At 59.0% G+C, this 23,155-nt stretch carries 26 protein-coding genes and 1 tRNA gene; 5 read left to right on the forward strand and 22 right to left on the reverse strand.

What is annotated here, in order from left to right; genetic code table 11:
- Positions 1–118: 118 nt before the first annotated feature.
- The 18 genes from ACODTD_RS09775 to ACODTD_RS09860 form a co-directional block, all read right to left on the reverse strand.
- Positions 119–194 (reverse strand) — tRNA-Lys (locus tag ACODTD_RS09775).
- A gap of 63 nt (positions 195–257) precedes the next feature.
- On the reverse strand, positions 258–950 hold the full coding sequence (queC, locus tag ACODTD_RS09780; protein WP_011335637.1) for a 7-cyano-7-deazaguanine synthase QueC: 693 nt from the start codon (positions 948–950) through the stop codon (positions 258–260).
- Position 951: 1 nt separating this feature from the next.
- Positions 952–1,599: a 7-carboxy-7-deazaguanine synthase QueE gene (gene queE / locus ACODTD_RS09785; protein ID WP_011335638.1), complete on the reverse strand. Its 648-nt coding sequence runs from the start codon at positions 1,597–1,599 to the stop codon at positions 952–954.
- A 164-nt stretch (positions 1,600–1,763) separates the two neighbouring features.
- Complete coding sequence (gene ybgF / locus ACODTD_RS09790; RefSeq protein WP_011335639.1) at positions 1,764–2,603, reverse strand: tol-pal system protein YbgF; 840 nt, start codon at positions 2,601–2,603, stop codon at positions 1,764–1,766.
- A gap of 6 nt (positions 2,604–2,609) precedes the next feature.
- Positions 2,610–3,107 carry a peptidoglycan-associated lipoprotein Pal gene (gene pal, locus ACODTD_RS09795; protein WP_003178634.1) on the reverse strand — a complete coding sequence of 166 codons (498 nt, stop codon included), beginning with the start codon at positions 3,105–3,107 and terminating at the stop codon, positions 2,610–2,612.
- A gap of 52 nt (positions 3,108–3,159) precedes the next feature.
- Complete coding sequence (tolB, locus tag ACODTD_RS09800) at positions 3,160–4,440, reverse strand: Tol-Pal system beta propeller repeat protein TolB (RefSeq protein WP_166742344.1); 1,281 nt, start codon at positions 4,438–4,440, stop codon at positions 3,160–3,162.
- A gap of 17 nt (positions 4,441–4,457) precedes the next feature.
- Positions 4,458–5,537 (reverse strand): cell envelope integrity protein TolA, encoded by a 1,080-nt coding sequence (tolA, locus tag ACODTD_RS09805; RefSeq protein WP_064383749.1) that lies wholly within the window; start codon positions 5,535–5,537, stop codon positions 4,458–4,460.
- A complete protein-coding gene (gene tolR, locus ACODTD_RS09810; RefSeq protein WP_162130475.1) occupies positions 5,537–5,989 on the reverse strand; it encodes a protein TolR in 453 nt (150 codons plus the stop codon). The genes tolA and tolR overlap by 1 nt, the downstream gene beginning before the upstream one ends.
- A gap of 23 nt (positions 5,990–6,012) precedes the next feature.
- Positions 6,013–6,708 carry a protein TolQ gene (tolQ, locus tag ACODTD_RS09815; protein WP_039766018.1) on the reverse strand — a complete coding sequence of 232 codons (696 nt, stop codon included), beginning with the start codon at positions 6,706–6,708 and terminating at the stop codon, positions 6,013–6,015.
- The gene (gene ybgC, locus ACODTD_RS09820) at positions 6,698–7,165 is read right to left on the reverse strand and encodes a tol-pal system-associated acyl-CoA thioesterase (protein ID WP_007951203.1); all 468 of its coding nucleotides are present in this window, start codon (positions 7,163–7,165) and stop codon (positions 6,698–6,700) included. The genes tolQ and ybgC overlap by 11 nt, the downstream gene beginning before the upstream one ends.
- Positions 7,166–7,292: 127 nt before the next feature.
- Entirely contained in the window at positions 7,293–8,354 is a 1,062-nt protein-coding gene (ruvB, locus tag ACODTD_RS09825) for a Holliday junction branch migration DNA helicase RuvB (protein ID WP_011335643.1), read from the reverse strand.
- A complete protein-coding gene (gene ruvA / locus ACODTD_RS09830) occupies positions 8,355–8,963 on the reverse strand; it encodes a Holliday junction branch migration protein RuvA (RefSeq protein ID WP_007951205.1) in 609 nt (202 codons plus the stop codon).
- A gap of 114 nt (positions 8,964–9,077) precedes the next feature.
- Entirely contained in the window at positions 9,078–9,605 is a 528-nt protein-coding gene (ruvC, locus tag ACODTD_RS09835) for a crossover junction endodeoxyribonuclease RuvC (protein ID WP_007951206.1), read from the reverse strand.
- A gap of 140 nt (positions 9,606–9,745) precedes the next feature.
- Positions 9,746–10,492, reverse strand: a complete 747-nt coding sequence (locus ACODTD_RS09840; RefSeq protein WP_003227527.1) for a YebC/PmpR family DNA-binding transcriptional regulator — start codon at positions 10,490–10,492, stop codon at positions 9,746–9,748.
- A 124-nt stretch (positions 10,493–10,616) separates the two neighbouring features.
- The gene (aspS, locus tag ACODTD_RS09845; RefSeq protein ID WP_011335645.1) at positions 10,617–12,392 is read right to left on the reverse strand and encodes an aspartate--tRNA ligase; all 1,776 of its coding nucleotides are present in this window, start codon (positions 12,390–12,392) and stop codon (positions 10,617–10,619) included.
- 108 nt (positions 12,393–12,500) lie between these two features.
- A complete protein-coding gene (locus ACODTD_RS09850) occupies positions 12,501–12,722 on the reverse strand; it encodes an FmdB family zinc ribbon protein (protein WP_007951210.1) in 222 nt (73 codons plus the stop codon).
- 113 nt (positions 12,723–12,835) lie between these two features.
- Entirely contained in the window at positions 12,836–13,183 is a 348-nt protein-coding gene (locus ACODTD_RS09855; RefSeq protein ID WP_011335646.1) for a ribbon-helix-helix domain-containing protein, read from the reverse strand.
- A 242-nt stretch (positions 13,184–13,425) separates the two neighbouring features.
- A complete protein-coding gene (locus tag ACODTD_RS09860) occupies positions 13,426–13,896 on the reverse strand; it encodes a Dps family protein (RefSeq protein WP_007951212.1) in 471 nt (156 codons plus the stop codon).
- 307 nt (positions 13,897–14,203) lie between these two features.
- On the opposite strand from ACODTD_RS09860, the gene ACODTD_RS09865 reads away from it, so the two are divergent.
- Positions 14,204–14,806 (forward strand): cold-shock protein, encoded by a 603-nt coding sequence (locus ACODTD_RS09865; RefSeq protein WP_011335647.1) that lies wholly within the window; start codon positions 14,204–14,206, stop codon positions 14,804–14,806.
- A 90-nt stretch (positions 14,807–14,896) separates the two neighbouring features.
- Here the strand turns inward: ACODTD_RS09865 and ACODTD_RS09870 are convergent, their stop codons facing one another.
- Both ACODTD_RS09870 and ACODTD_RS09875 read right to left on the reverse strand, forming a co-directional pair.
- Positions 14,897–15,103 carry a SlyX family protein gene (locus ACODTD_RS09870; protein ID WP_007951214.1) on the reverse strand — a complete coding sequence of 69 codons (207 nt, stop codon included), beginning with the start codon at positions 15,101–15,103 and terminating at the stop codon, positions 14,897–14,899.
- Between the two features lie 3 nt (positions 15,104–15,106).
- On the reverse strand, positions 15,107–15,532 hold the full coding sequence (locus tag ACODTD_RS09875) for an HIT family protein (RefSeq protein WP_041475414.1): 426 nt from the start codon (positions 15,530–15,532) through the stop codon (positions 15,107–15,109).
- A gap of 899 nt (positions 15,533–16,431) precedes the next feature.
- Here ACODTD_RS09875 and ACODTD_RS09880 point away from each other — a divergent pair.
- On the forward strand, positions 16,432–17,778 hold the full coding sequence (locus tag ACODTD_RS09880; protein WP_011335650.1) for an OprD family porin: 1,347 nt from the start codon (positions 16,432–16,434) through the stop codon (positions 17,776–17,778).
- A gap of 123 nt (positions 17,779–17,901) precedes the next feature.
- On the opposite strand, the gene ACODTD_RS09885 is transcribed toward ACODTD_RS09880, so the two are convergent.
- Both ACODTD_RS09885 and ACODTD_RS09890 read right to left on the reverse strand, forming a co-directional pair.
- Positions 17,902–18,741, reverse strand: coding sequence for a mechanosensitive ion channel family protein (locus tag ACODTD_RS09885; protein WP_007951217.1), 840 nt, complete (start codon positions 18,739–18,741; stop codon positions 17,902–17,904).
- Positions 18,742–18,877: 136 nt separating this feature from the next.
- Positions 18,878–19,363 (reverse strand): YajQ family cyclic di-GMP-binding protein, encoded by a 486-nt coding sequence (locus ACODTD_RS09890; RefSeq protein WP_011335651.1) that lies wholly within the window; start codon positions 19,361–19,363, stop codon positions 18,878–18,880.
- Between the two features lie 140 nt (positions 19,364–19,503).
- Between ACODTD_RS09890 and ACODTD_RS09895 the strand changes: the two genes are divergently transcribed.
- Genes ACODTD_RS09895 through ACODTD_RS09905 form a run of 3 tightly spaced genes read left to right on the forward strand, consistent with a single transcriptional unit; the run spans position 19,504 to position 23,091 of the window.
- Positions 19,504–20,421, forward strand: coding sequence for a putative 2-dehydropantoate 2-reductase (locus tag ACODTD_RS09895; protein ID WP_011335652.1), 918 nt, complete (start codon positions 19,504–19,506; stop codon positions 20,419–20,421).
- A gap of 45 nt (positions 20,422–20,466) precedes the next feature.
- A complete protein-coding gene (locus ACODTD_RS09900; protein WP_011335653.1) occupies positions 20,467–22,503 on the forward strand; it encodes a sensor histidine kinase in 2,037 nt (678 codons plus the stop codon).
- Positions 22,504–22,506: 3 nt separating this feature from the next.
- Positions 22,507–23,091 (forward strand): cob(I)yrinic acid a,c-diamide adenosyltransferase, encoded by a 585-nt coding sequence (locus tag ACODTD_RS09905; RefSeq protein WP_285354190.1) that lies wholly within the window; start codon positions 22,507–22,509, stop codon positions 23,089–23,091.
- The last annotated feature ends 64 nt before the right edge of the window (positions 23,092–23,155 follow it).

Consider the following 23,155-nt stretch of genomic DNA (forward strand, 5'->3'; position numbering starts at 1 on the left):
ATTCTGACCTGCGTCACGGCAGGAAGAAACGAAGGGAGAGATGCCCGAATCACAGGCAAAAAAAAACCCGGAAATCCTCACTTTAGTGGGCCTTCCGGATTTTCTAAACCGCCAAATATGGTGGGTCGTGTGGGATTCGAACCTACGACCAATTGGTTAAAAGCCAACTGCTCTACCAACTGAGCTAACGACCCGCTGTGTGGTGGCGCGTATAATACTGATTTTTAAGGACTATTCAACACCTAATTTGAAAAAAATCAAAAATAACGTGTCGGGTCGCTGATTCCGGCCGCCGCGAAGCCTTCTGCACGCAGTCGGCAGCTGTCGCATTTACCGCAAGCACGGCCGTCATCGTCAGCCTGATAGCAGGAAACGGTCAGCCCGTAATCAACGCCAAGCTTCACGCCCGCCTGGACGATCTGCGCCTTGCTCAAGTTCTGCAGCGGTGCCTGGATGCGGAAACCATTACCTTCGACGCCAGCCTTGGTCGCCAGATTGGCCATGCGCTCGAACGACTCGATGAACTCGGGACGGCAATCCGGGTAACCGGAGTAATCCACTGCGTTGACGCCGATAAAGATGTCACGGGCGCCGAGCACTTCAGCCCAGCCGAGAGCCAGCGACAGGAATACCGTGTTGCGTGCCGGCACGTAAGTCACCGGGATGCCTTCGCCCAGCTCTTCCGGGATGTCGATGCTGGTGTCGGTCAGGGCCGAGCCGCCCATGCCGTTCAGGTTCAGGCCGATCACCTTGTGCTCGACCACACCCAGATCGCGGGCAACGCGCGCAGCGGCATGCAGTTCGGCGTGGGAACGCTGACCGTAATCGAAACTCATGGTGTAGCAGGCGTAGCCTTCAGCGCGGGCCATGGCCACCACCGTAGCCGAGTCCAGACCACCCGACAGCAGGATTACCGCACGTTTTTGGCTAGTGTTCAGTTGTTCAGTCATCTCAGCGCCCCGGCTCATCATTCCATAGATATTTATGCAGCTGCAGTTGCAGGCGCACTGGCAGGTTATCCGCCACCACCCAGTCCGCCAGATCCCGAGCGTTCAGGTCGTGGTGACTTGGGGAAAACAGCACTTCACCTGCACGTCGCTCAAGACCGTACTGGATCAGCTTCGATACCGCCCAGTCATAGTCCTCCCGCGAGCAGATGACAAACTTCACCTGATCGTTGGGCGTCAGCAGATCGATGTTCTCGTAACGGTTGCGATGGGCTTCTTTGGAGTCAGGCGTCTTCAGGTCGACCACCCTACTGACCCGTGGATCGACCGCCGAGATGTCGAGGGCGCCGCTGGTTTCCAGCGAGACTTCGTAGCCGGCATCGCACAACCGTTTGAGCAAAGGGATGGCATTGGGCTGTGCCAGCGGCTCACCGCCCGTGACACAGACGTAGCGCGGGCGAAAGCCGGCCACTTGCTCGAGGATGTCGTCGAGGGTACGGATCGTGCCACCGCTGAACGCGTAGGCGCTGTCGCAGTATTGGCAACGCAATGGGCAACCGGTCAGGCGCACAAAAACAGTGGGCAGCCCGGCAGTCCGCGTTTCCCCCTGCAACGAGTAGAAAACTTCGGTAATTCTCAATGTGTCTTGCATAGTCGCCACGGGCGTAACAGCTAAACAGGCTGTCCGCCTCCGTCAGGCACTTCAGGCAACCCCGCCAACGCGTAGATCACCAGAAGCGTGTTTCATAAAAGGGCGTGAATTCTAACGAAAAAACCCGCGACAAGCGCGGGTTTCTTCCAAACGGGTCAAAGCTGTTACATGCGTTGCAGATCGCGCTGGGCCAACTGAGCGGCGGACGTGCCCGGATATTGGGCCACCACCTGCTGCAGAATGCCTTTGACCTTGTCGGTATGACCGAGGCGACGCTCTACATCAGCCAGCTTGTACAGCGAATCCGGCACTTTGGCGTGCTTGGGATACAGCTGTGAAACCTTGGCGAAAGCCTGACCTGCACCTTGCAGATCGCCTTTGGCCAGGTTCACTTCACCCAGCCAGTACTGGGCGTTGCCCGCGTATTGGCTGTTCGGGTATTTACGCAGGAAAGCGGCAAACGCTTGGCTGGCCTTGTCGAAATCCTTGGCCTTGATCAGGTCGAAAGCTGCATCGTAATACAGCTTTTCCTTGGCCGGATCAGCCGGTTCGCCACCTGCGGCAGGTGCCTGGGCGGCCGCAGCAGCCCCGGCTCCAGCGGCGGCACCGGCAGCAGCACTTGCATCGCCACCGGCAGAAGAATTCTCGGGAGTCGCGGCAGGTGCAACGCCGGATCCTATGCGCCGATCAAGATCCTGGTATCGCTCCAGGGATTCCTGCTTCATGCGCGAAACTTGGTTCTGCAGTTCTTCGATCACGCCTTGCTGGCGCGACAGTTGATCCTGCATTTGTTGCAGTTGGTTGAACAGCATGCCTTGTGCCGAGGCAGGGGCCGAAGCCGCTCCCCCGGCATAGGCGCCGTTCGTACCGTAACCTGCAGGCGGATAACTGCTCCCGCTATTGTTATAACCGGAGTTGTCATCGACCACAGGAACCGCAGCCCACGCCGCAAGCGGCGCGAGGCTGAGAGCCAGAACAGTTACAGCACGACGGCACGTTCGCATATCGAATTACTTACGCAGTTCGACGCGACGGTTTTGAGCCCAGGACTGCTCGTCGTTGCCGGTAGCAACTGGACGCTCTTCGCCGTAGGAAACCAGTTCCAGCTGAGCTGGGGAAACACCTTGCAGTACCAGGTAGCGCTGAACGGCTTTCGCACGACGCTCGCCCAGTGCCATGTTGTACTCACGAGTACCACGTTCGTCGGTGTTGCCTTCCAGAACAACGCGAGCGCCGTTTGCTTTCAGGTCTTTGGCGTGAACGTCCAGAGCGCGCATGGCTTCTGGCTTCAGGTCCGAGCTGTCGTATTCGAAGTAGAAGGTGGTGATTGCGCGCAGAGCAGCTTCTTCGCTCAGGGAACCGTCAACTGCACCAGTGTTTGCGCCGTAACCAGCGTTTGGATCAACAGCGCCTTCACCGGCGTTGTCGCCGCCTTTGGACGAGCAACCTACAGCTACAGCCATGGCCAGAGCCAGCGCAGCAAATTTACCAAACTTCAGCATTTCCATCGTGAAACTCCTAATGAACCCCAGTGTGTTAAGTAAAACGTAAAGCGCCGCGTCAGTTCAGGTAAGGGGACCAGGACGGTTCTCTGACTTCGCCTTGAGCGGTAGGAAGCGGGAGCCTCACGCGTCCATTAATGGACACGAGCATCAAGACTCCCCGGCCCTGCTGGCGGGTGGCGTAGATTACCATGGTGCCGTTGGGCGCAACAGTAGGCGACTCGTCCAGAGTGCTATCAGTGAGGATTTTTACACTTCCGCGCTGCAAATCCTGAGCCGCCACTTTGAAATTGGTGAAACCGTCCTGACGATGGATCATCACCAGGGTCTTTTCATCCGCCGAAAGCTTCGGGTTGGCGTTGTAGTTGCCCACGAACGTCACACGCTCGGCACCGCCGCCACCAGCGCTGGTCTTGTAGATCTGCGGTTTGCCGCCACGGTCGGAGGTGAAGTAGATGGTCGAGCCATCCTTGCCCCAGTACGGTTCGGTGTTGATGCCAGGACCTGCAGTCACGCGAGTGATCTGACGCGAACCGAGGTTCATCACGTAGATGTCAGGGTTACCGTCTTTCGACAGTACGAACGCCAGGCGATTGCCGTCCGGCGACCAGGCAGGCGCGCCGTTCAGGCCTTCGAAGTTGGTGATCTGCTCACGGCGACCGGTGTCGATGTTCTGCATGAAGATGCGCGGACGCTTCTGTTCGAACGACACGTAGGCGATACGCTTGCCGTCCGGTGCAAAACGCGGCGACAGGATCGGCTCGCGCGATTGCAGCAGGGTCACGGCGCGGGCGCCGTCATAGTCCGAACGCTGCAGGGTGTAACGGGTGTTCTTCTCGGAGAAACGCTCGGCTGTGACGTACAGCAGGCGAGTCGAGAATGCACCTTTGATGCCGGTCAGTTTTTCGAACGACTGGTCCGAGATGTAGTGCGCCATGTCACGCAGCTGTTCGGTGGTACCGGACACACTGCCGTCAGCCACTTTCTGTTCGGTGGCGACGTTGAATAGAGCCCACTGCACCTGCAGACGGCCGCCGGCCGGCACGATGCTGCCGACCATCATGTATTGCGCGCCCACCGCCTTCCAGTCACGGAAGATGATTTCGCTCGGCTGGCTTGGCTGGCTGATCATGTTTTGCTTTGGAATCGGCGAGTAATAGCCCGAGTTGCGCAAATCGTTACCAATGATTTCAGCCATGTCATCCGGCAGGACGGCACCGCCCTGGAAACCGAACGGTACGACGGCGATCGGCGTTGCCCGATCGCTGCCGCTGGTGACCAGAATGTTCTTTTCATCCGCCATCGCGATCCCTGCCATGCAGCAGATCACGACCAGCATTCCTCGAAGAAGGTTTCTCACAAGGCTAGATCCTCAGGTGTGAATGTCATCTTGAATGAACGATACGGAGCGAAATCGCTCGGCTTCATTCCCTGCATTTCCGTCAAACGTCCAATATTCTTGACCGCTGCCACTGCCGACGCATCGAACGGACCGTCGCCACTGGACTTGGCCACGCTGACCGAAGTCACCGTACCGTCCGGCAACATGCCGATCTGCAGCACAACCGTCATGCCTTTGCGTGCCGAAGGTGGACGTGCCCAGCCTTCCGCTGCCCGCGCACGAATCAGGTCATCGAAACTGCCCGCGACTTCATCGCCCTGCTCATCGGCCAAGGCCTGCTGGCGCTGCGGCGTGTCGGAAAGCAAATCTGCCAGGGCCTGAGCCTTTTTGTCTTCGGCGGATTTACGTGCCGCTTCCTGCGCTTTCTTCTTCGCAGCATCGGCAGCAGCTTTCTTCTTCGCGTCTTCGGCGACTTTCTTCTTCGCCTCTTCAGCTTCAGCTTTCTTCTTGGCGTCTTCGGCGGCTTTCTTCTTCGCGTCTTCGACGATCTTCTTCTTGGCTTCTTCAGCGGCCGCTTTCTTGGCCTCTTCTTCAGCAGCCTTCTTGGCTTCTTCTTCGGCTTTCTTCTTGGCTATATCAGCCAATTGTTTCTCTTCTGCCTTCTTGGCTTCGGCGGCTTTCTTCGCGTCGTCGGCTTTCTTGGCTTCATCAGCCTTCTTCGCCTCGTCCGCTTTCTTCGCCTCATCGGCCTTCTTGGCTTCCTCGGCCTTTTGAGCCGCTTCTTCTTTCTTTTGTTCCGCAGCCTTCACCGCTTCCTGCTCGACCTTTTTCTGCTCCATCTGCTCGACTTCGGTCTGGCGCGCGGCGGATTTCTTCGCCTCACCCGCAATCTTCTGATTGGTCTGGGTGGTTGCCTGACTTTTCGATTTCAGCTGGTACAGGGTCGCCTGGACAATCGGCTTGGCCGGCGGCAACTCCGGAGTCAGGGCGAAACTGACGAACAGCATGCCGAACACCAGCACGTGCAAGCCAATCGCCCAGACACTGGGCCAGAAGTAGCTTTCCGAGGCGGACGGCTCTCGCTGTTGCTGCATCAGGGCGCCTCGGTGATCAAGCCAACGTTACCGACCCCGGCTTTCTGCAACCCGCCCATGGCGCCCATGACGGAGCCATAATCGACGGACTTGTCGCCACGGATGAAGACCTGGGTACGCTTGCCGCCTTCAGTGCCGGCGCGAATGATCTTGGTCACCGCGTCGGTCATCTGTGGCAGGGTCATGGCCCGGTCCTGCTGCTTCTCGGTGTCGACTTCGCTGCCAAGGTTCCAGTAGTAGGTCTTGTCCGACTTGATCGAAATGGTCAGCACCTGGGTGTTGTTGTCCTGCGGCAAGGCTTCGCTGGAAACCTTGGGCAGATCCACTTTCACGCCCTGATTGAGCATCGGCGCAGTCACCATGAAGATGACCAGCAGCACCAGCATCACGTCGATGTAAGGCACTACGTTCATCTCGGCGACCGGCTTGCGCTTGTGTCGGGCTCGAGTGATTAAAGCCATCGGGAAATACCTGCTTATTCTTCGCTGGTGTGCACTTTGCGGTGCAGGATCGCCTGGAACTCATCGGCGAAGGTGTAGTAGCGGCTCAGCAAGGTTTCGCTGCGGGCAGAGAAACGGTTGTAAGCAATAACGGCCGGGATCGCGGCGAACAGACCGATCGCGGTGGCGATCAGGGCTTCGGCGATGCCGGGTGCGACGGTGGCCAGAGTGGCCTGCTGGGCGCTGGCCAGACCACGGAAGGAGTTCATGATCCCCCAGACGGTACCGAACAGACCGATGTACGGGCTGACGGAACCTACGGTGGCGAGGAACGGCAGGCTCTGCTCGAGTTTCTCTTCCTCACGGGAGATGGCGACGCGCATGGCACGGGCCACGCCTTCCATCACCGCTTCAGGATCGACGCCTGGCTGCTGACGCAGACGGGAGAACTCCTTGAAGCCGGCACGGAAGATCTGCTCGACGCCGGAATCCGGATCCGGATTGCTGCCAGCCTGACGGTAGAGTTTGGACAGGTCGATACCCGACCAGAATCGCTCCTCGAAGCTCTCGAGGGCACGTCGACCGGCGCGTATCAGATTGCTGCGCTGAAAGATCATGATCCATGAGGTCACCGATGCGGCCACCAGAGTCAACATTACCAACTGCACCACGATGCTGGCATTGCTGACCAGGCTCCACATGGAGGAATGGTCGACGACGTTAGCTTCCACGCTTTATCTCCTGCTTTGAGTGTGTACCCGTGCCGACCGCGTCGGCAAAGGCCGCACGCAGGTCTTCGGGAAGGGCCCGGGGTTTCAAACTGTTAGTGCGCACACAGGCCACCAGAAACTGCCCTTCGCAGAGCAGCACATTATCCGTTGCCCGCCTGACCTGCTGTCGAAAGCGCAGGCTGGCACGGTTCAATTCGATTACATCAGCGCTTACCAGAAGCTCGTCATCCAGTCGCGCCGGCGCGTGATAACGCGCTTCGCTGGAATGCACGACGAACAACAGGTCCTCCCCTGCCAGCGCCGACTGGGCAAAGCCCAGCTCCCGGAGCCGCTCGGTTCGAGCCCGTTCCATAAACTTGAGGTAATTAACGTAATACACGATGCCGCCCGCATCGGTGTCCTCGTAATAAACGCGACAACGATGTGCGAACGGCTCAAGCCCGTTTTGCGCGCGCATACTCTAGTGCTTACTCCTCGGGTTGCCAATCCGGCCAGGCAACTGTTTTTCATTGTTGGAAGGCTTTACCGCAAAAGTACCGTCCTGTGACAGTACAAACGCTGAATAAATCGACAATAAATGTGTATCAATCGTCCACGGCATCGAGAAACTCGTCTACCACGGGCATCTCGCCCATTCGTGTCGGAATGTTTAAACCAAAATGCAGGTACGCGTGACGGGTAACCACCCTGCCCCGCGGCGTACGCATGATGTAGCCCTGCTGAATCAGGTACGGCTCGAGCACGTCTTCAATGGTGTGGCGCTCTTCGCTGATCGCCGCCGCCAGACTGTCAATGCCTACCGGGCCGCCGTCAAACTTCTCGATCATGGTCAACAGCAGACGCCGGTCCTGATGATCGAAACCATGCTCGTCGACATCCAGCAGGTTCAACGCCAGATCTGCGACGGATTTGGTGATGTGGCCCTTGGCCCGGACTTCGGCGAAATCCCGCACCCGACGCAGCAGTCGGTTGGCGATCCGCGGCGTGCCACGTGCACGACGGGCAATCTCGAAAGACCCTTCCGGATCCAGCGGCAAGCCGAGGATATTCGCCGAACGGCTGACAATCGTCGCCAGGTCAGCGGTGCTGTAGAACTCGAGACGCTGGACGATGCCGAAACGGTCGCGCAACGGGTTGGTCAGCATGCCCGCCCGCGTCGTCGCGCCAACCAGGGTGAACGGTGGCAGATCAAGTTTGATCGAACGCGCCGCCGGACCTTCACCGATCATGATGTCGAGCTGGAAATCTTCCATGGCCGGGTACAGCACTTCTTCGACGATCGGCGACAGACGATGGATTTCATCGATGAACAGCACGTCGTGCGGCTCAAGATTGGTCAACAGCGCCGCCAGATCACCCGGACGTTCCAGCACCGGGCCGGAAGTGCTCTTGATCGACACACCCATTTCCTGAGCAATGATGTTCGCCAAGGTAGTTTTACCCAGCCCCGGCGGACCGAAGATCAGGGTGTGGTCGAGGGATTCGCTACGGCCACGGGCGGCCTGGATAAACAGTTCCATCTGCTCGCGAACGGTCGGCTGGCCGATGTACTCGGCCAGGCTGACGGGACGTATCGCCCGATCCTGGACTTCTTCGCGCTCACGCGGACTGTGCGTGGCGGCGATCAGACGATCAGCTTCAATCACTTAAATCATTCCCTTCAGGGCGCGTCGAATCATGTCTTCGCTGCTCAGGCCTTTCTCTTTGATCGCGGAAATCGCCTTGCTCGCTTCCTGTGGCTTGTAGCCCAGGGAAATCAGCGCGCTGACCGCATCGTTCTCGGCCGTATTGACTGGCGCCGGGCCGTCCGGCTGGTTCGGCACCAGCGCGAACATGGCCGGCGACGTTTCCCAGGCCTTGAAGCGATCCTTGAGCTCGACCAGCAGACGCTCGGCGGTTTTCTTGCCCACGCCCGGCACCTTAGTCAGCGCCGAGGTGTCCTGGGACTGTACGCAGCGGATCAGTTCGTCGACTTCCAGACTCGACATCAAGGCCAGGGCCAGTTTCGGCCCTACACCGTTGAGACGGATCAACTCGCGAAAAAAGTCTCGCTCACGCTTGCCGGCAAAACCATAGAGTAACTGTGCGTCTTCGCGTACGACCAAATGGGTGTGCAAGGTCAGCGGTTCACCGACCGACGGCAGACGATAAAGGGTGGTCATGGGCACTTCCAGCTCATACCCGAGGCCGTTTACATCCAGAATCAGGTGCGGCGGCTGTTTCTCAGCCAGAGTACCGCGCAAGCGTCCAATCACGTTTCAGATCCTTGAGCGTTGGCCAGCCGTGGGCTGGCGACCGACAGAGCATGGATTCACGGCCGACAACCCAGGCACGAAATCCACATTCCGTAAAAATGACTGCTGATGCTATCAGAGACGCAGGCGCCCGCCACGACTGCGTGCCGTTCCCAAGCCGTGCGGTAACAGACTGGAGCGGGTGTGGGCGTGACAAATGGCAATCGCCAGGGCATCCGATGCGTCGATTTGCGGTTTGCTGGTCAGCTTGAGCATGTGCATGACCATCATCTGCACCTGCTCTTTATTGGCAGCACCGGTTCCCACCACAGCCTGCTTGACCTGAGTGGCCGTGTACTCGGCGATCTCCAGGCTTTCTTCGGCGCCGGCAACGATAGCGGCCCCACGGGCCTGCCCGAGCTTGAGCGCCGAATCAGCGTTTTTCGCCATGAACACCTTTTCGATGCCCATGGTGACCGGGCCGTAGGTCTGGATGATTTCCCGCACGCCGCGGTAGACAATCTGCAACCGCTCATGCAGCTCGCCGGCACCAGTGCGGATACAACCCGAGGCGACGTAGATGCAACCGCCGCGTCCGGTATCGCGAACAATGCCGTAACCGGTAATGCGCGAACCGGGGTCGATACCAAGAATTAAAGTCATAAGCCTGCTGGTTCGAAAAAACACAAAAAACAAATGTGGGAGCTGGCTTGCCAGCGATGACGGTGTGTCAGGCACCATCATTAGCTGATGTGCCGACGCCATCGCTGGCAAGCCAGCTCCCACATTGAGCCTAGTCGCTCTTAACCGAGCTGAGCGGCCACGTCTTCCGGAATGTCCGCGTTGGAGTAGACGTTCTGCACGTCGTCCAGGTCTTCCAGCATGTCGATCAGCTTGAGCACCTTCTCGGCACCCTCCAGATCCAGTTCGGCGCTGGTGGTCGGCTGCATGACGATTTCCGCGTCATCACCCTTGAAACCTGCGGCTTCCAGGGCATTGCGTACCGCGTAGAAGCTGGTGAACGAGGTGAACACGTCGATCGAGCCATCTTCGTGACTGACCACGTCGTCGGCATCGGCTTCCAGCGCCGCTTCCGTCAGCGCGTCTTCGTCCACGCCCGGGGCAAAGCTGATCTGGCCCTTGCGTTCGAACAGGTAGGCTACCGAACCGTCGGTACCGAGGTTGCCGCCACACTTGCTGAACGCGTGGCGAACAGCTGCTGCGGTGCGGTTGCGGTTATCGGTCATGCACTCGACCATCACCGCCACGCCGCCTGGGCCGTAACCTTCATAGGTCAGTTCTTCAACGTTGTCGGCTTCCGTCGCACCGGCGCCACGGGCCACGGCACGGTCGATGATGTCGCGACTCATGTTGGCGCCCAGCGCCTTGTCCAGCGCCAGACGCAGACGCGGGTTGGAGCCCGGATCACCGCCACCCTGACGGGCCGCAACGGTCAGTTCGCGGATCCACTTGGTGAAGATCTTGCCTCTCTTGGCATCCTGGCGTTCTTTGCGGTGCTTGATGTTCGCCCACTTGGAATGACCTGCCATAACTCGCTCCGAATTCTCTTGAACAATGCCCGCCATGCAGGTGCATCGGCCAGCAAAAAAATCTTGTTTTCAATCACTGCAGAAAGAAAAAAGGCGCATCCGAAGATGCGCCTTCAGGCCCGTCTTACTCAGCCTTCGGCGTTTCGCGCAAACGAATGTGCAGTTCGCGCAATGCCTTCGCGTCCACGACACCCGGCGCCTGCGTCATCACGTCGGCAGCACTCTGGGTTTTCGGGAAGGCGATCACTTCACGGATCGACTGGGCGCCAGTCATCAGCATCACCAGACGGTCCAGACCGAAGGCCAGACCACCGTGTGGCGGTGCGCCGTATTTCAGGGCGTCGAGCAGGAAGCCGAACTTCTCTTCCTGTTCCGCTTCGTTGATGCCCAGCAGACGGAACACCGCCTGTTGCATCTCTTTACGGTGGATACGGATCGAACCGCCACCCAGTTCGGTGCCGTTCAGCACCATGTCGTAGGCACGGGACAGAGCGCCGGCCGGGTTGGCTTCCAGCTCTTCCGGCGAGCACTTCGGTGCGGTGAACGGGTGGTGCAGCGCGGAGAAGCTGCCGTCGTCGTTCTCTTCGAACATCGGGAAGTCGACAACCCACATCGGAGCCCATTCGCAGGTCAGCAGCTTCAGGTCGTGACCGAGCTTGATACGCAGCGCGCCCAGGGCTTCGCTGACGATCTTGGCCTTGTCGGCGCCGAAGAACACGATGTCGCCGTCGACTGCGCCAACGCGGTCGAGGATCACGTTCAGGTTGGCTTCCGGGATGTTTTTCACGATCGGCGATTGCAGACCTTCAACACCGGCAGCACGCTCGTTGACCTTGATGTACGCCAGACCCTTGGCACCGTAGATGCCGACGAACTTGGTGTAGTCGTCGATCTGCTTGCGCGGCATGCTCGCCCCGCCTGGAACGCGCAGTGCGGCGATACGGCATTTCGGATCGTTGGCAGGGCCGCTGAAGACCTTGAAATCCACTTCTTTCAGCTGATCGGCCACGTCGACCAGCTCCAGCGGGTTACGCAGATCCGGCTTGTCGGAACCGTAACGGCGCATGGCTTCTTCGAATGTCATGTGCGGGAATTCGCCGAATTCCAGATCCAGCACTTCCTTGAACAGGTTGCGGATCATGCCTTCGGTCAGGCCCATGATGTCTTTTTCGTCGAGGAAGCTGGTCTCGATGTCGATCTGAGTGAACTCAGGCTGGCGGTCGGCACGCAGGTCTTCGTCGCGGAAGCACTTGGCGATCTGGTAGTAACGGTCGAAGCCGGCGACCATCAGCAGTTGCTTGAACAGCTGTGGCGATTGCGGCAGCGCGAAGAACGAGCCGGCGTGGGTACGGCTCGGTACGAGGTAGTCGCGCGCGCCTTCCGGAGTGGCACGGGTCAGGATCGGCGTTTCGACGTCGAGGAAGCCGTTCTCGTCCAGATAGCGACGGATACTGGTGGTCATACGCGAGCGCAGACGCAGCTTCTCGGCCATCTCCGGACGACGCAGGTCCAGGAAGCGATAACGCAGGCGGGTTTCTTCGCCGACGTCGGAGAACTCGTTCAGCGGGAACGGCGGGGTTTCCGACTCGTTCAGCACTTCCAGTTCGTAGCCCAGCACTTCGATCATGCCCGACGCCATATTGGCGTTGGTGGCACCGGCCGGACGCAGACGCACCTTGCCGGTGATCTTCACGACGTATTCGCTGCGCACGCGATCGGCGGCGGCGAAGCTCTCGGCGCGATCCGGATCGAACACTACCTGGGCCAGACCGTCACGATCACGGATATCGAGGAAAATCACCCCGCCGTGGTCGCGACGACGGTGAACCCATCCGCAAAGGGTAATTTCCTGGCCTTCCAGGCTTTCGTTCAGTTGGCCGCAATAATGGCTGCGCATCATGGTAGTGGTTCGCTTCTCGTAATTCGAAATTCGGTGGAGATCCCGCTGCACTCAAGCACTGTGCAACCTGTGGAAACTCGCGCGTGTCGTTCGACCTGGGTTTGAACCCTAGTCAGATTTGTCGCCACCGGCCAGATTCTTCTTCGCGCCGGTCTTGAAATCGGTTTCGTACCAGCCGCTGCCGCTGAGGCGAAAGCCCGGCATCGACAGTTGCTTCTTGAGTTCCGGCGCCTGGCAGGCAGGGCAATCGACCAGTGGTGCGTCGCTGATCTTTTGAATGGCTTCCAACTGATGACCACAGGAAGCACATTGGTAATCGTACATCGGCATGGGGTTGTCTCGGCAATCAGATTGCCAGCACGCGCAGGGCTGTGCGGCGAAAGGGCGGGATTATATCCATTAAATGCGGCCTGTGCAGCCGGAAGACTGCACAGGCCGTCTCGTCAGTGACAACCCGCGTCGTGCATACCCGGAGAATCCCGCAGGCCATGCACCACACATACCACCCGCACCAGACCGCTAAAGTTTTTCACCCCGCCATGGCGCAGGTGCACTTCACGATCGACACGGGACAACAGCGTGCCGACCGAACAGCAATTGTCCTCGGCCATCCGGCCCAGAATGTTCCAGTAAACCTGCTCCAGCCGCATGCAGGTCGCGAAACCGTTCAAGCGTACCGATCGGGACAGCGGCCGGATCAACGCCATGTCGAACCCGCCGAGAAACGGCTCCCCGAACTTGTCCTGCTGCAAACCGACGGCAATGCCGCCTCGCCTGTCTCCACCTTCCATATCGCTGACACTCCTTTGTCATTCCTGCGCCTGTGATCAAGGCGATTTCCTGTGACCTCATTAAAAGCGCAGGTGCAAAGGCAGATCCAGATGACTTTTTGACCATCCACGTAGGATAAGCCAACGCGATACGGAGGATCGTGGAGCGGTGGGGCGTATTCCTTGTTTCCTACCGTCGCGAATGATTTTTCCGGAAAAAAAGAGAAAAGCGCACGAGCGAAGGATCCGTGCGCTTTCCGTCATCAAGCCTCGAGCAGCGCGCGCAACATCCACGCGGTTTTCTCATGAACCTGCATGCGCTGGGTCAGCAGGTCGGCGGTCGGTTCGTCACTGACCTTGTCCAGCAGAGGGAAAATCCCCCGCGCCGTGCGGGTGACCGCTTCCTGACCCTCGACCAATTGCTTGATCATGTCCTCGGCACTCGGCACGCCCTCCTCCTCTTTAATGGAAGACAGGCGCGCGTAGGTCGCGTACGCGCCCGGCGCCGGAAACCCCAGCGCCCGGATGCGTTCGGCGATCGAGTCCACTGCCAGGGCCAGTTCGTTGTATTGCTCCTCGAACATCAAATGCAGGGTCCGGAACATCGGTCCGGTGACGTTCCAGTGGAAGTTGTGGGTCTTCAGATACAACACGTAGGTGTCCGACAGCAGGCGCGAGAGCCCTTCGACGATGGATTTGCGGTCTTCTTCACTGATACCGATATCGATTGCCATGCTTACCCCCTAACGGCGATTGAATTCATCCAGCAGATGTCGGTTCACTGTAGCAAGGCCACCCCTGCCCCGCAGCCCCCGTATGAACCCGATAGACGCGACAAATCGTCCGGTACCTGCCACTGGCCGGGGTAATTTGAGTAGCTGCAGGCTTTGCTGTTAAATAGGCAGTGTGTCGCTACGCCCCGTTTTCCGGGCCTGCGCATAGGCTGATGTCGTGCACGTGTCCAACGCCTCTTATTGTTCCGAAGCGAACCGTGCGCCTTCAGCTCTTCCTTGTGAGCCGTCATAACGTGAGTCAATAAAAATGTTGAAAATCGTCCACCTGCTAATGGGCGCAGCAGCCTTGCTGCTGTCCTTCATACCCAGCCTGAAGTCCGAAGCGGTACCTTACCTGCAACAACCCGATGCACTTTACCTGGCCTTTTTCGGCCTGCTGAACCTGATCCTTGCGCCAGTCATCCCTTACTGGAACAAAGGTCCGCGCCAGCATCTGCAAAATCTGGTCAGCGCCCTGCTGGTCCTGACTGTCGTCCTGCAAACCCTGACCCTGATCGCGCCGATGCCTGTCATCGCCGGCCAGCCAGCCGTGCTGTTCAGCCTGGTGATCGCACTGGTCGCCGTGGTTCTGCACCTGGCGGTCAGCTTCTATAAATCTTCACCGGCCGCCGCTACGCAAAGCTACGACATGAGCAACCGCGATACCGGCACCGTCAAGTGGTTCAACACCTCCAAGGGCTTCGGCTTTATCTCCCGGGATTCCGGCGATGATATTTTCGTGCACTTTCGCGCCATCCGTGGCGAAGGCCACCGCGTTCTGGTCGAAGGCCAGCGTGTGGAGTTCTCGGTGATGAACCGTGACAAGGGCCTGCAGGCCGAAGACGTGATCGCCGCCCTGCCGCGCCGCTGATCCACGTCCCGCAATAAAAAACCGCGAAAAGCCTGGCTGTTCGCGGTTTTTTAATGAATGCGTTTTAACGGGAGCATGCCCGCGCACTTCTCAATAGTGTGGCGGCGGTGCGTCTTCTTCAAAAGAACCGAACTGCCCCACCATCTCTTCCTGGCGCTTGAGTACGGCTGCCATCTGCAATTGCAGACGCTCGACCACTCGCTGCTGCTCCACCAGCACATCGTTCAATGCCTGAATGGTGTCGTCCTGAAATGCCAGACGACTTTCCAGCTCGGTAACACGTTGTTCGAGGCTCATGACTCAGCCCTCCAGAAAGGTGAAATCTTCGTCCAGCACCAGGCGCAGGCGCTCGCGGATCGCGGCCACTTGCTCGGCGCTGTAAGGCTTGGCGGGGTGCTTGCCCCAGACCGGCGCCGGCCAGGCGGCGTCGTCCCGCTTACGCACGATCACATGCATATGCAACTGGCTGACCACGTTACCCAGGGTCGCCACATTCATCTTGTCGGCGTCGAAGGAATCCTTTAGCACCTCGGCCAATGCGGTGGTTTCCTGCCACAGGCGCTGCTGGTCGGCGACATCCAACTGAAACAACTCGCTGATATCGTCGCGGCGTGGCACCAGGATGAACCACGGGTAGTTGGCGTCATTGGACAACAGCAGTCGGCACAGCGGGAAATCGCCGATGGTCAGCGTGTCCTGTTGAAGTCGTGAATCTAAAGCAAACACTGCGCGCACTCCCGGCGAAATGACCTGTTTACAGCTTAGCGCCCTGCTTTGAAAGCAGTGCACCAAGCGACTGGACGGCAGCATACCTGCGATTGGAGCGACCTTCACGGCGAACAGGGTTGCGGCAAGAATTCCTCCACGCCCCGGGATGTGACATTTATGACTCATGCGCACCAGAACGGAACCGGGAGCGCGAACGAACCGAGCAATATGACCGCCTGACACCTGAGCCTCTACGTTCATCCAGCGACCCAACTGTATGAATTCAGTACAGCCATTGAAATTTTTTGCACCAAAACCGCACAGTGCGTCTACGCTCAGTGCGTCGGGCATCCGCCGAATACTCACTGACGGGGTGAACCGGTAACGTTTTTGGTTGTCGCGTAGCAAAACTCACGGAGCAACACCATGCGAAGGATGGCGTCAAGCCTGACTGACAGGCCCTCGAAGCCCCCGGTTTTATGAGGTTTTTACAGCGTCAGACGAGCGCTCTGAAAAAAACCGGAACAATTCAGCGGTTTGTGCACGCTTGTTGCATTCATACCCATATGGACTATAAGCGCATCACAAGAAGTGGATGCCTTGAGCCCAATAAAAACAGTGGCAGGGTTGCCCGATGGAGATTCAAGCGTTTTGCCAAGGGACTCTTTTTTACCGATGCTCAAGCCCTGTAAAACAGCGCTGAAGTTGTCAGTCCCATTGCATTTGGACTGTAAATTTGCGACATCTACCAAGCCGATTGCGACACGCTCGTAAAGAAGCTGAAAGGTTGAATGCGCAAGTATCGCCAACATGGTCGGCGTGATATAAGTTTGCGCCGACACAAAAAGAAAGAGCCGCCCAGATAATAAAACAGGTGGGACGGCAGTACTCTTCTAAAACCAAAGGAGCAAATCACGATGCGCGTGATGAAGTGGAGCATGATCGCACTGGCAGTTGCAGCAGCCGCCAGTACTCAGATGGCTACGGCCGCACCGTTCGTAAGTGACCAGGCAGAAGCCAAAGGCTTCGTTGAAGGCGCGAAAGCTGATTTGCTGATTCGCAACTATTACTTCAACCGTGACAACAAAGACGGTGCCCGTGACGTAAAAGACTGGACCCAGGGTATCTGGGGCAACTTCAGCTCCGGTTACACCCAAGGTACTGTTGGCGTCGGCGTTGATGCGTTCGGCTACCTGGCCATCAAACTGGACGGCGGTGCCGGCACCAGCGGCTCCGGCAACATGAGCCGCAGCAACGAGTTCAATGCAAACGGTTCCCGCGACCCTGACGACAGCCAAGGCAAAGCCGGCGCTGCCATCAAGTTCCGCGTATCGAAAACCGAGCTGAAAATCGGTGACATGCAGCCTAGCACCGCTCCGGTGTTCGCTGTCGGCGGCTCCCGTATCCTTCCGCAAACTGCCAGCGGTTTCCAACTGCAGAGCAGCGAGATCAAAGACCTTGACCTCGAAGCCGGTCACTTCTACTCGGCAACCAGCCAGGACCGCAACGCCCGTGAAGGTGGTCTGTACGCGACCTACGCTGGTGTTGAAGCCAACACCATCGACTACTTCGGTGGCAAGTACGGCATCACCGAAAACCTGAGCGCATCGCTCTACGGCGCCAAACTGGAAGACATCTGGAACCAGTACTACGCCAACGTGAACCTGACCACTCCATTTGGTGGTGACACTTCGCTGAACACCGACTTCAACATCTATCGCACCACCGACACCGGTAGCGCGAAAGCCGGTGACATCAGCAACACCGCGTTCTCCCTGGCCACCGCTCTCTCGTTCCTGAAAGCGCACACCATCACCCTGGCCTTCCAGAAGGTCAACGGCGACACTCCGTTCGACTACATCGGCGTGGGCAAGAACAACCGTGGCGGCGACTCGATCTTCCTCGCCAACTCCATCCAGTACTCTGACTTCAACGCCCCGGGCGAGAAGTCTGCCCAGATCCGTTACGACATCAAAATGGCCGAGTACGGCGTTCCAGGTCTGAGCTTCATGACCCGCTACGTTAAAGGCTGGGACATCGACGGTACCCACACTCCAGCAGGCAGCGCCTACGCTGGTCTGTATGGCGAAGATGGCAAACACAACGAAACCAACTTCGAAGCCAAATACGTAGTTCAGTCTGGCCCGGCCAAAGACCTGTCCTTCCGTATTCGCCAAGCCTGGCACTTCGCTAACGCCGACGAAGGTGAAGGCGATACCAAAGAGTTCCGTCTGATCGTCGACTACCCGCTGTCGCTTTTGTAATCGCACCGAGTTAGTTGCGGTAACAAAACAAAAAGGCCCATCTTCGGATGGGCCTTTTTTATTGCCTGTCACTTGTAATAGATGCCTGACCGATAAGTCAGGCAATTAATTAGCAACCTATCATTACACTGCCGATTCCTGAACCACACGAATCACTCGTTGCGGAAACGGGATATCAATTCCGGCAGTTTTTAAACGATCACGGGATTGTTCGTTAAACATGAACATCACATCCCAGTAATCCGCCGTTTTAACCCAGACGCGCAGGGAAACAGTGATCGAACTGTCACCCAGTGTCGAAATAACGGCCTGGGGTGCCGGATCCTGCAGAACACGATCATCCTTGGCCAGATCCAGCAGCACCTGACGGGCCTTTTGCAGATCGGCTTCGTAATCCACACCCACGTCGAACACAACCTTGCGGGTCGGCTGACGGTTGGTGTTGGTGATGATGCCGTTCGACAGATTGCCGTTTGGCACGATGATGGTCTTGTTGTCACCGGTGCGCAGCACGGTGTGAAAGATCTGGATGCTGTCGACGGTACCCGCCACACCCTGGGCTTCGATCCAGTCACCGATGCGGAACGGACGGAACAACAGAATCAGTACGCCGCCGGCGAAGTTCGCCAGGCTGCCCTGCAGCGCCAGACCGATGGCCAGGCCGGCCGCACCGATCGCCGCAACGAACGAAGTGGTCTCGACGCCGATCATCGACGCCACGCTGACAATCAGCAGCACCTTGAGAATGATGTTGGCCAGGCTGCTGATGAAACCTTGCAGCGCCAGGTCGGCATTGCGCAGGGCCAGCAGGCCGCCGAGCTTTTGCGTGACCTTGTTGATCAGCCACCAGCCAATGGCCAGGGTGATCACCGCCAGCAGCACACGGCTGCCGTATTCCATGATCATCGGAATCCACGCCTGGGATGCCTTGACCAGGTTGTCCACCTCAGCATTCAAATCCATCTTTCATCTCCTGATTGCCGGCTTCCCGGGCTGTAAAAACCAGCGGCAGAAAGACCGAACCGAACAGGGCTCAATCGTTTCTGCCGTTGCTTGGGCCTCGGACGCATTAAACGCCGAGAGGTTCCGACCGAAAAGCTTAGTCGCGGAAGTTGTTGAACTGCAGTGGCATGCCAAATTCCTTGGCACGCAGGGCCGCGATGGCTTCCTGCAGGTCGTCACGCTTCTTGCCGGTCACACGCACCTGCTCGCCCTGAATGGCGGCCTGCACCTTGAGCTTGGCTTCCTTGATGTGGCCGACGATCTTCTTCGCCAGTTCTTTGTCGATGCCTTCCTTGAGGACAGCGTCCTGCTTCATCAGCTTGCCCGAGGCGAAGGAGTCTTTGACTTCCAGGCACTGCACGTCGATCTTGCGCTTGACCAGGGCCAGCTTGAGGATCTCGATCATCGCTTCCAGCTGGAAATCGGCTTCAGCGGTCAGGTGGACGGTCAGATCCTTTTCCTTGTATTCGAAGCTGCCCTTGCCTTTCAGGTCATAACGACGATCGAGTTCCTTCACGGCGTTCTCGACCGCGTTGGTGAGTTCGTGTTTGTCCAGTTCGGATACCACGTCGAACGACGGCATGTAATCTCTCCAATAAAAAGGCGCGCTCGTACGGGACGCGGCGCGCTTGGCTTGCGGTTAAAATCGGGCTCATTATAACGGGTCTTTTCCCACCGACACGGCGAGCCTTGCATGCCTGTACCTTACCGAGTGAAAAACTGATGTCCACCCCCTGGCATGTCCTCGGCGCCGGAAGTCTCGGCACGCTCTGGGCCACGCGCCTGGCCCGGGCCGGCCTGCCGGTTCGGTTGATCCTGCGCGACATTGACCGCTTGCACGACTATGCAACGGCGGGCGGCCTGACCCTCGTCGAACAAGGCGTGGCCAGCAGTTACGCCATCCCCGGCGAAACCCCGGACAGCCCCGAACCGATCCGCCGCCTGCTCGTGGCGTGTAAGGCCTACGACGCCGAAGCGGCTGTGGCCGGACTTGCCCATCGCCTGGCACCGGACGCCGAGCTGATCCTCTTGCAGAACGGCCTCGGCAGCCAGGAAGCGGTCGCCGCGCGAGTCCCGCAGGCCCGCTGCATCAGCGCCTCCAGCACCGAAGGCGCCTTTCGCGACGGCGACTGGCGCGTGGTGTTCGCCGGCCACGGTTACACCTGGCTGGGGGACGCCGGTCATCCGGTAGCGCCGATCTGGCTGGACGATCTCGAGGCGGCGAAAATCCCCCATGAATGGAGCGCCGATATCCTCACTCGTCTGTGGCGCAAACTGGCACTCAACTGTGCAATCAATCCGCTGACGGTGCTGCACGACTGCCGCAACGGTGGCTTGCAGCAACATCACTGCGAAGTCGCCACGCTGTGCGGCGAACTGACCGAGCTGCTCGAACGCTGCGGGCAACCGGCGGCGGCGGACAACCTGCAACAGGAAGTGGAGCGGGTGATCCAGGCCACGGCGGCGAATTTCTCGTCCATGTATCAGGACGTGGCCAGCCAGCGCCGCACCGAGATCAGCTATTTGCTTGGGCATGCCTGCAAGGTTGCAGAGCGTCATCAGTTGAACCTGCCGCATCTCAAGCAGTTGCAGCAGCGCCTGACTGCCCATCTGCACAGTCTCGGATTGCCCGTCGACTGAGCAGCGGCTACGCTGGCCACTTGTTCCTTTGCTGCGATAAACCTGATGCCATTGCGCCAGCGTCTTGAAAACCTGCCGGTCGGCCAGAAACTGCTGGCCGCCCTGCTGGTGCTGTTGACCACCGTGTTGCTGGTCGCCAACCTGACCTTTATCAGCGCCGCCTATTACATTTCCCAGGAAAGCATGGCGCCCCAGGCGTTGCAGACCATCGGCCGGCTGGTGTCGAACCCGAGCCTGGTGGCCGAAGCCTTGCAATCGCCACAAAGCGCCGAGCGTCTGCTCAAGGAGCTCGACAGCTATTCTCCGCTGCGTGCAGCCGCTTTATATGACGGCAAAGGCGAACGTCTGGCGCAGTTGCAACACGGCGACAAACTCAACCTGCCGGAACGCTACCGGCACATCGAAGCCTGGCAACTGACCGAGTTTCGCAGCAATCAACTGATCACCCTGCCCCGCCCCGGCACCGCGCCGGGCCATCTGTTGCTGGTGGCCAGCAGCGAGCTGCCGGTGGCGTTCTATACCGGCACACTCACGGCCAGCCTGGGGATCCTGATTTTCAGTGTGCTGCTGTGGCTGGTCATCGCCCGGCAGATCAAGCGCCTGATCACCCGGCCGATTCATCAACTGGAAGAACTGTCCCGTCAGGTAACCCGCGAGGAGAACTATGCCCTGCGCGCCTCCCGGGGCAACCATGACGAAATCGGCAGCCTCGCCGAAGCGTTCAACACCATGCTGTCGCGCATCGAGGCGAGGGAGCAGCAACTCAAGCGTGCCCGCGATGATTCCCAGGCGGCTTACGATCAGGCCCAGGGGCTGGCCGAAGAAACCCGCCACACCAACCGCAAGCTGGAACTGGAAGTCCAGGTGCGCAGCAAGATCGAGAAGAAACTCACCGGGTTCCAGAACTACCTCAACAGCATCATCGACTCCATGCCCTCGGCGCTGATCGCCCTCGACGAACAGCTCTACGTCACGCAGTGGAACCAGGAGGCCAGCGCCCTTTCCGGTACACGACTGGACGAAGCGCTTAACCAGCCGATCTTCCTCGCGTTCGAGCCGCTCAAGCCGTTCCTGCCGCAACTCAAGCAGACCGTCGAACAGCACACTGTGGCGAAAATCGAGCGGGTGACGTGGTTCAAGGACGACGAGCCCAAGCACTACGCCCTCACCTTCTACCCGTTGATGGGCGGTGCCGGGCGCGGCGTGGTGATCCGGATCGACGACATCACCCAGCGCCTGTCGCTGGAAGAAATGATGGTGCAGTCGGAGAAAATGCTGTCGGTCGGTGGCCTCGCCGCCGGCATGGCCCACGAGATCAATAACCCGCTGGGGGCGATCCTGCACAACGTGCAGAACATTCGCCGACGCCTGTCGCCGGACCTGCCGAAGAACCTCGAGCAGGCCGAGCAACTGGGCATCGAACTCGATACCGTGAACCGTTATCTGCAAGGCCGGGAAGTCCCGCAACTGCTCGACGGCATTCAGCAGGCCGGCGCCCGGGCGGCGAAAATCGTCACCCACATGCTCAGTTTCAGCCGTCGCAGCAACCGCCAGATGGCGCCGTGCGACCTGCCGGCGCTGATCGATCAAGCCGTGGAAATCGCCGGCAACGACTTCGACCTGGCGATCGGGTTCGACTTCAAGGGTCAGGCAATCATTCGCCAGTTCGACCCGGCGCTGGGCCCGGTGCCCGGCACTGCCAACGAACTGGAACAGGTGCTGCTGAACCTGCTGAAAAACGCCGCGCAGGCGATCCACCAGCGCGAAGATGACAGCGAGCCAGGGCGAATCACCTTGCGCACCCGGCTCAATCCGCCGTGGGCCGAGATTCAAGTCGAGGACAACGGCATCGGCATGAGCGAGAACGTGCGCAAGCGCACCTTCGAGCCGTTCTTCACCACCAAGGAAATCGGCCAGGGCACGGGCCTCGGGCTGTCGGTGTCGTACTTCATCATCACCAACAACCACAAAGGCCAGATGGAAGTGCAGTCGGCGCCGGGGCAAGGCACCTGCTTCACCCTGCGCCTGCCACTGGCGCAACCGGCGCCCATCGCCGCCGAAACCAATCAACTACCGAGGTAAACCATGGGCTTTCGCCTGTCGAAGATCTACACCCGCACCGGCGACAAGGGCGAAACCGGACTCGGCGACGGCCGCCGGGTGCCCAAGGATCACCCGCGCATCGAAGCCATTGGCGAGGTCGATACGCTGAACAGTCAGGTCGGTGTACTGCTGGCCGGATTGATCGCCGAGCGCGAAATCTGCCCCGGGCTGAATGAGCTGATCGATGTGTTGGCGCCCTGCCAGCACCGATTGTTCGATCTCGGTGGCGAGCTGGCGATGCCGGAATATCAGGCATTGAACGCAGCAGAAATCGAACGGCTGGAAGCCGCTATCGATGTCTGGAACGAGGAACTGGGGCCGCTGGAGAATTTCATTCTGCCGGGCGGTTCGATGCTGATTGCCCAGGCCCACGTCTGCCGCAGCCTGGCGCGCAGTGCCGAGCGGCGTTGTCAGCATTTGAATGCGATCGAACCGTTGGCCGGGGTTGGCCTGGCGTATATCAATCGCTTGTCGGATCTGTTGTTTGTGGCGGCCAGGCTGATCGCCCGGCGCCAGGGTATTGCCGAGATTCTGTGGCAACCGGCGGCGAAACCTTCGGATCAGTAGCGCCAGTCAGGCCCCCTTCGCGAGCCCGCTCGCGAAGGGGGCAGTCGCATCAATGCTAATTCAG

The organism is Pseudomonas sp. FG35 (genome assembly GCF_057809295.1).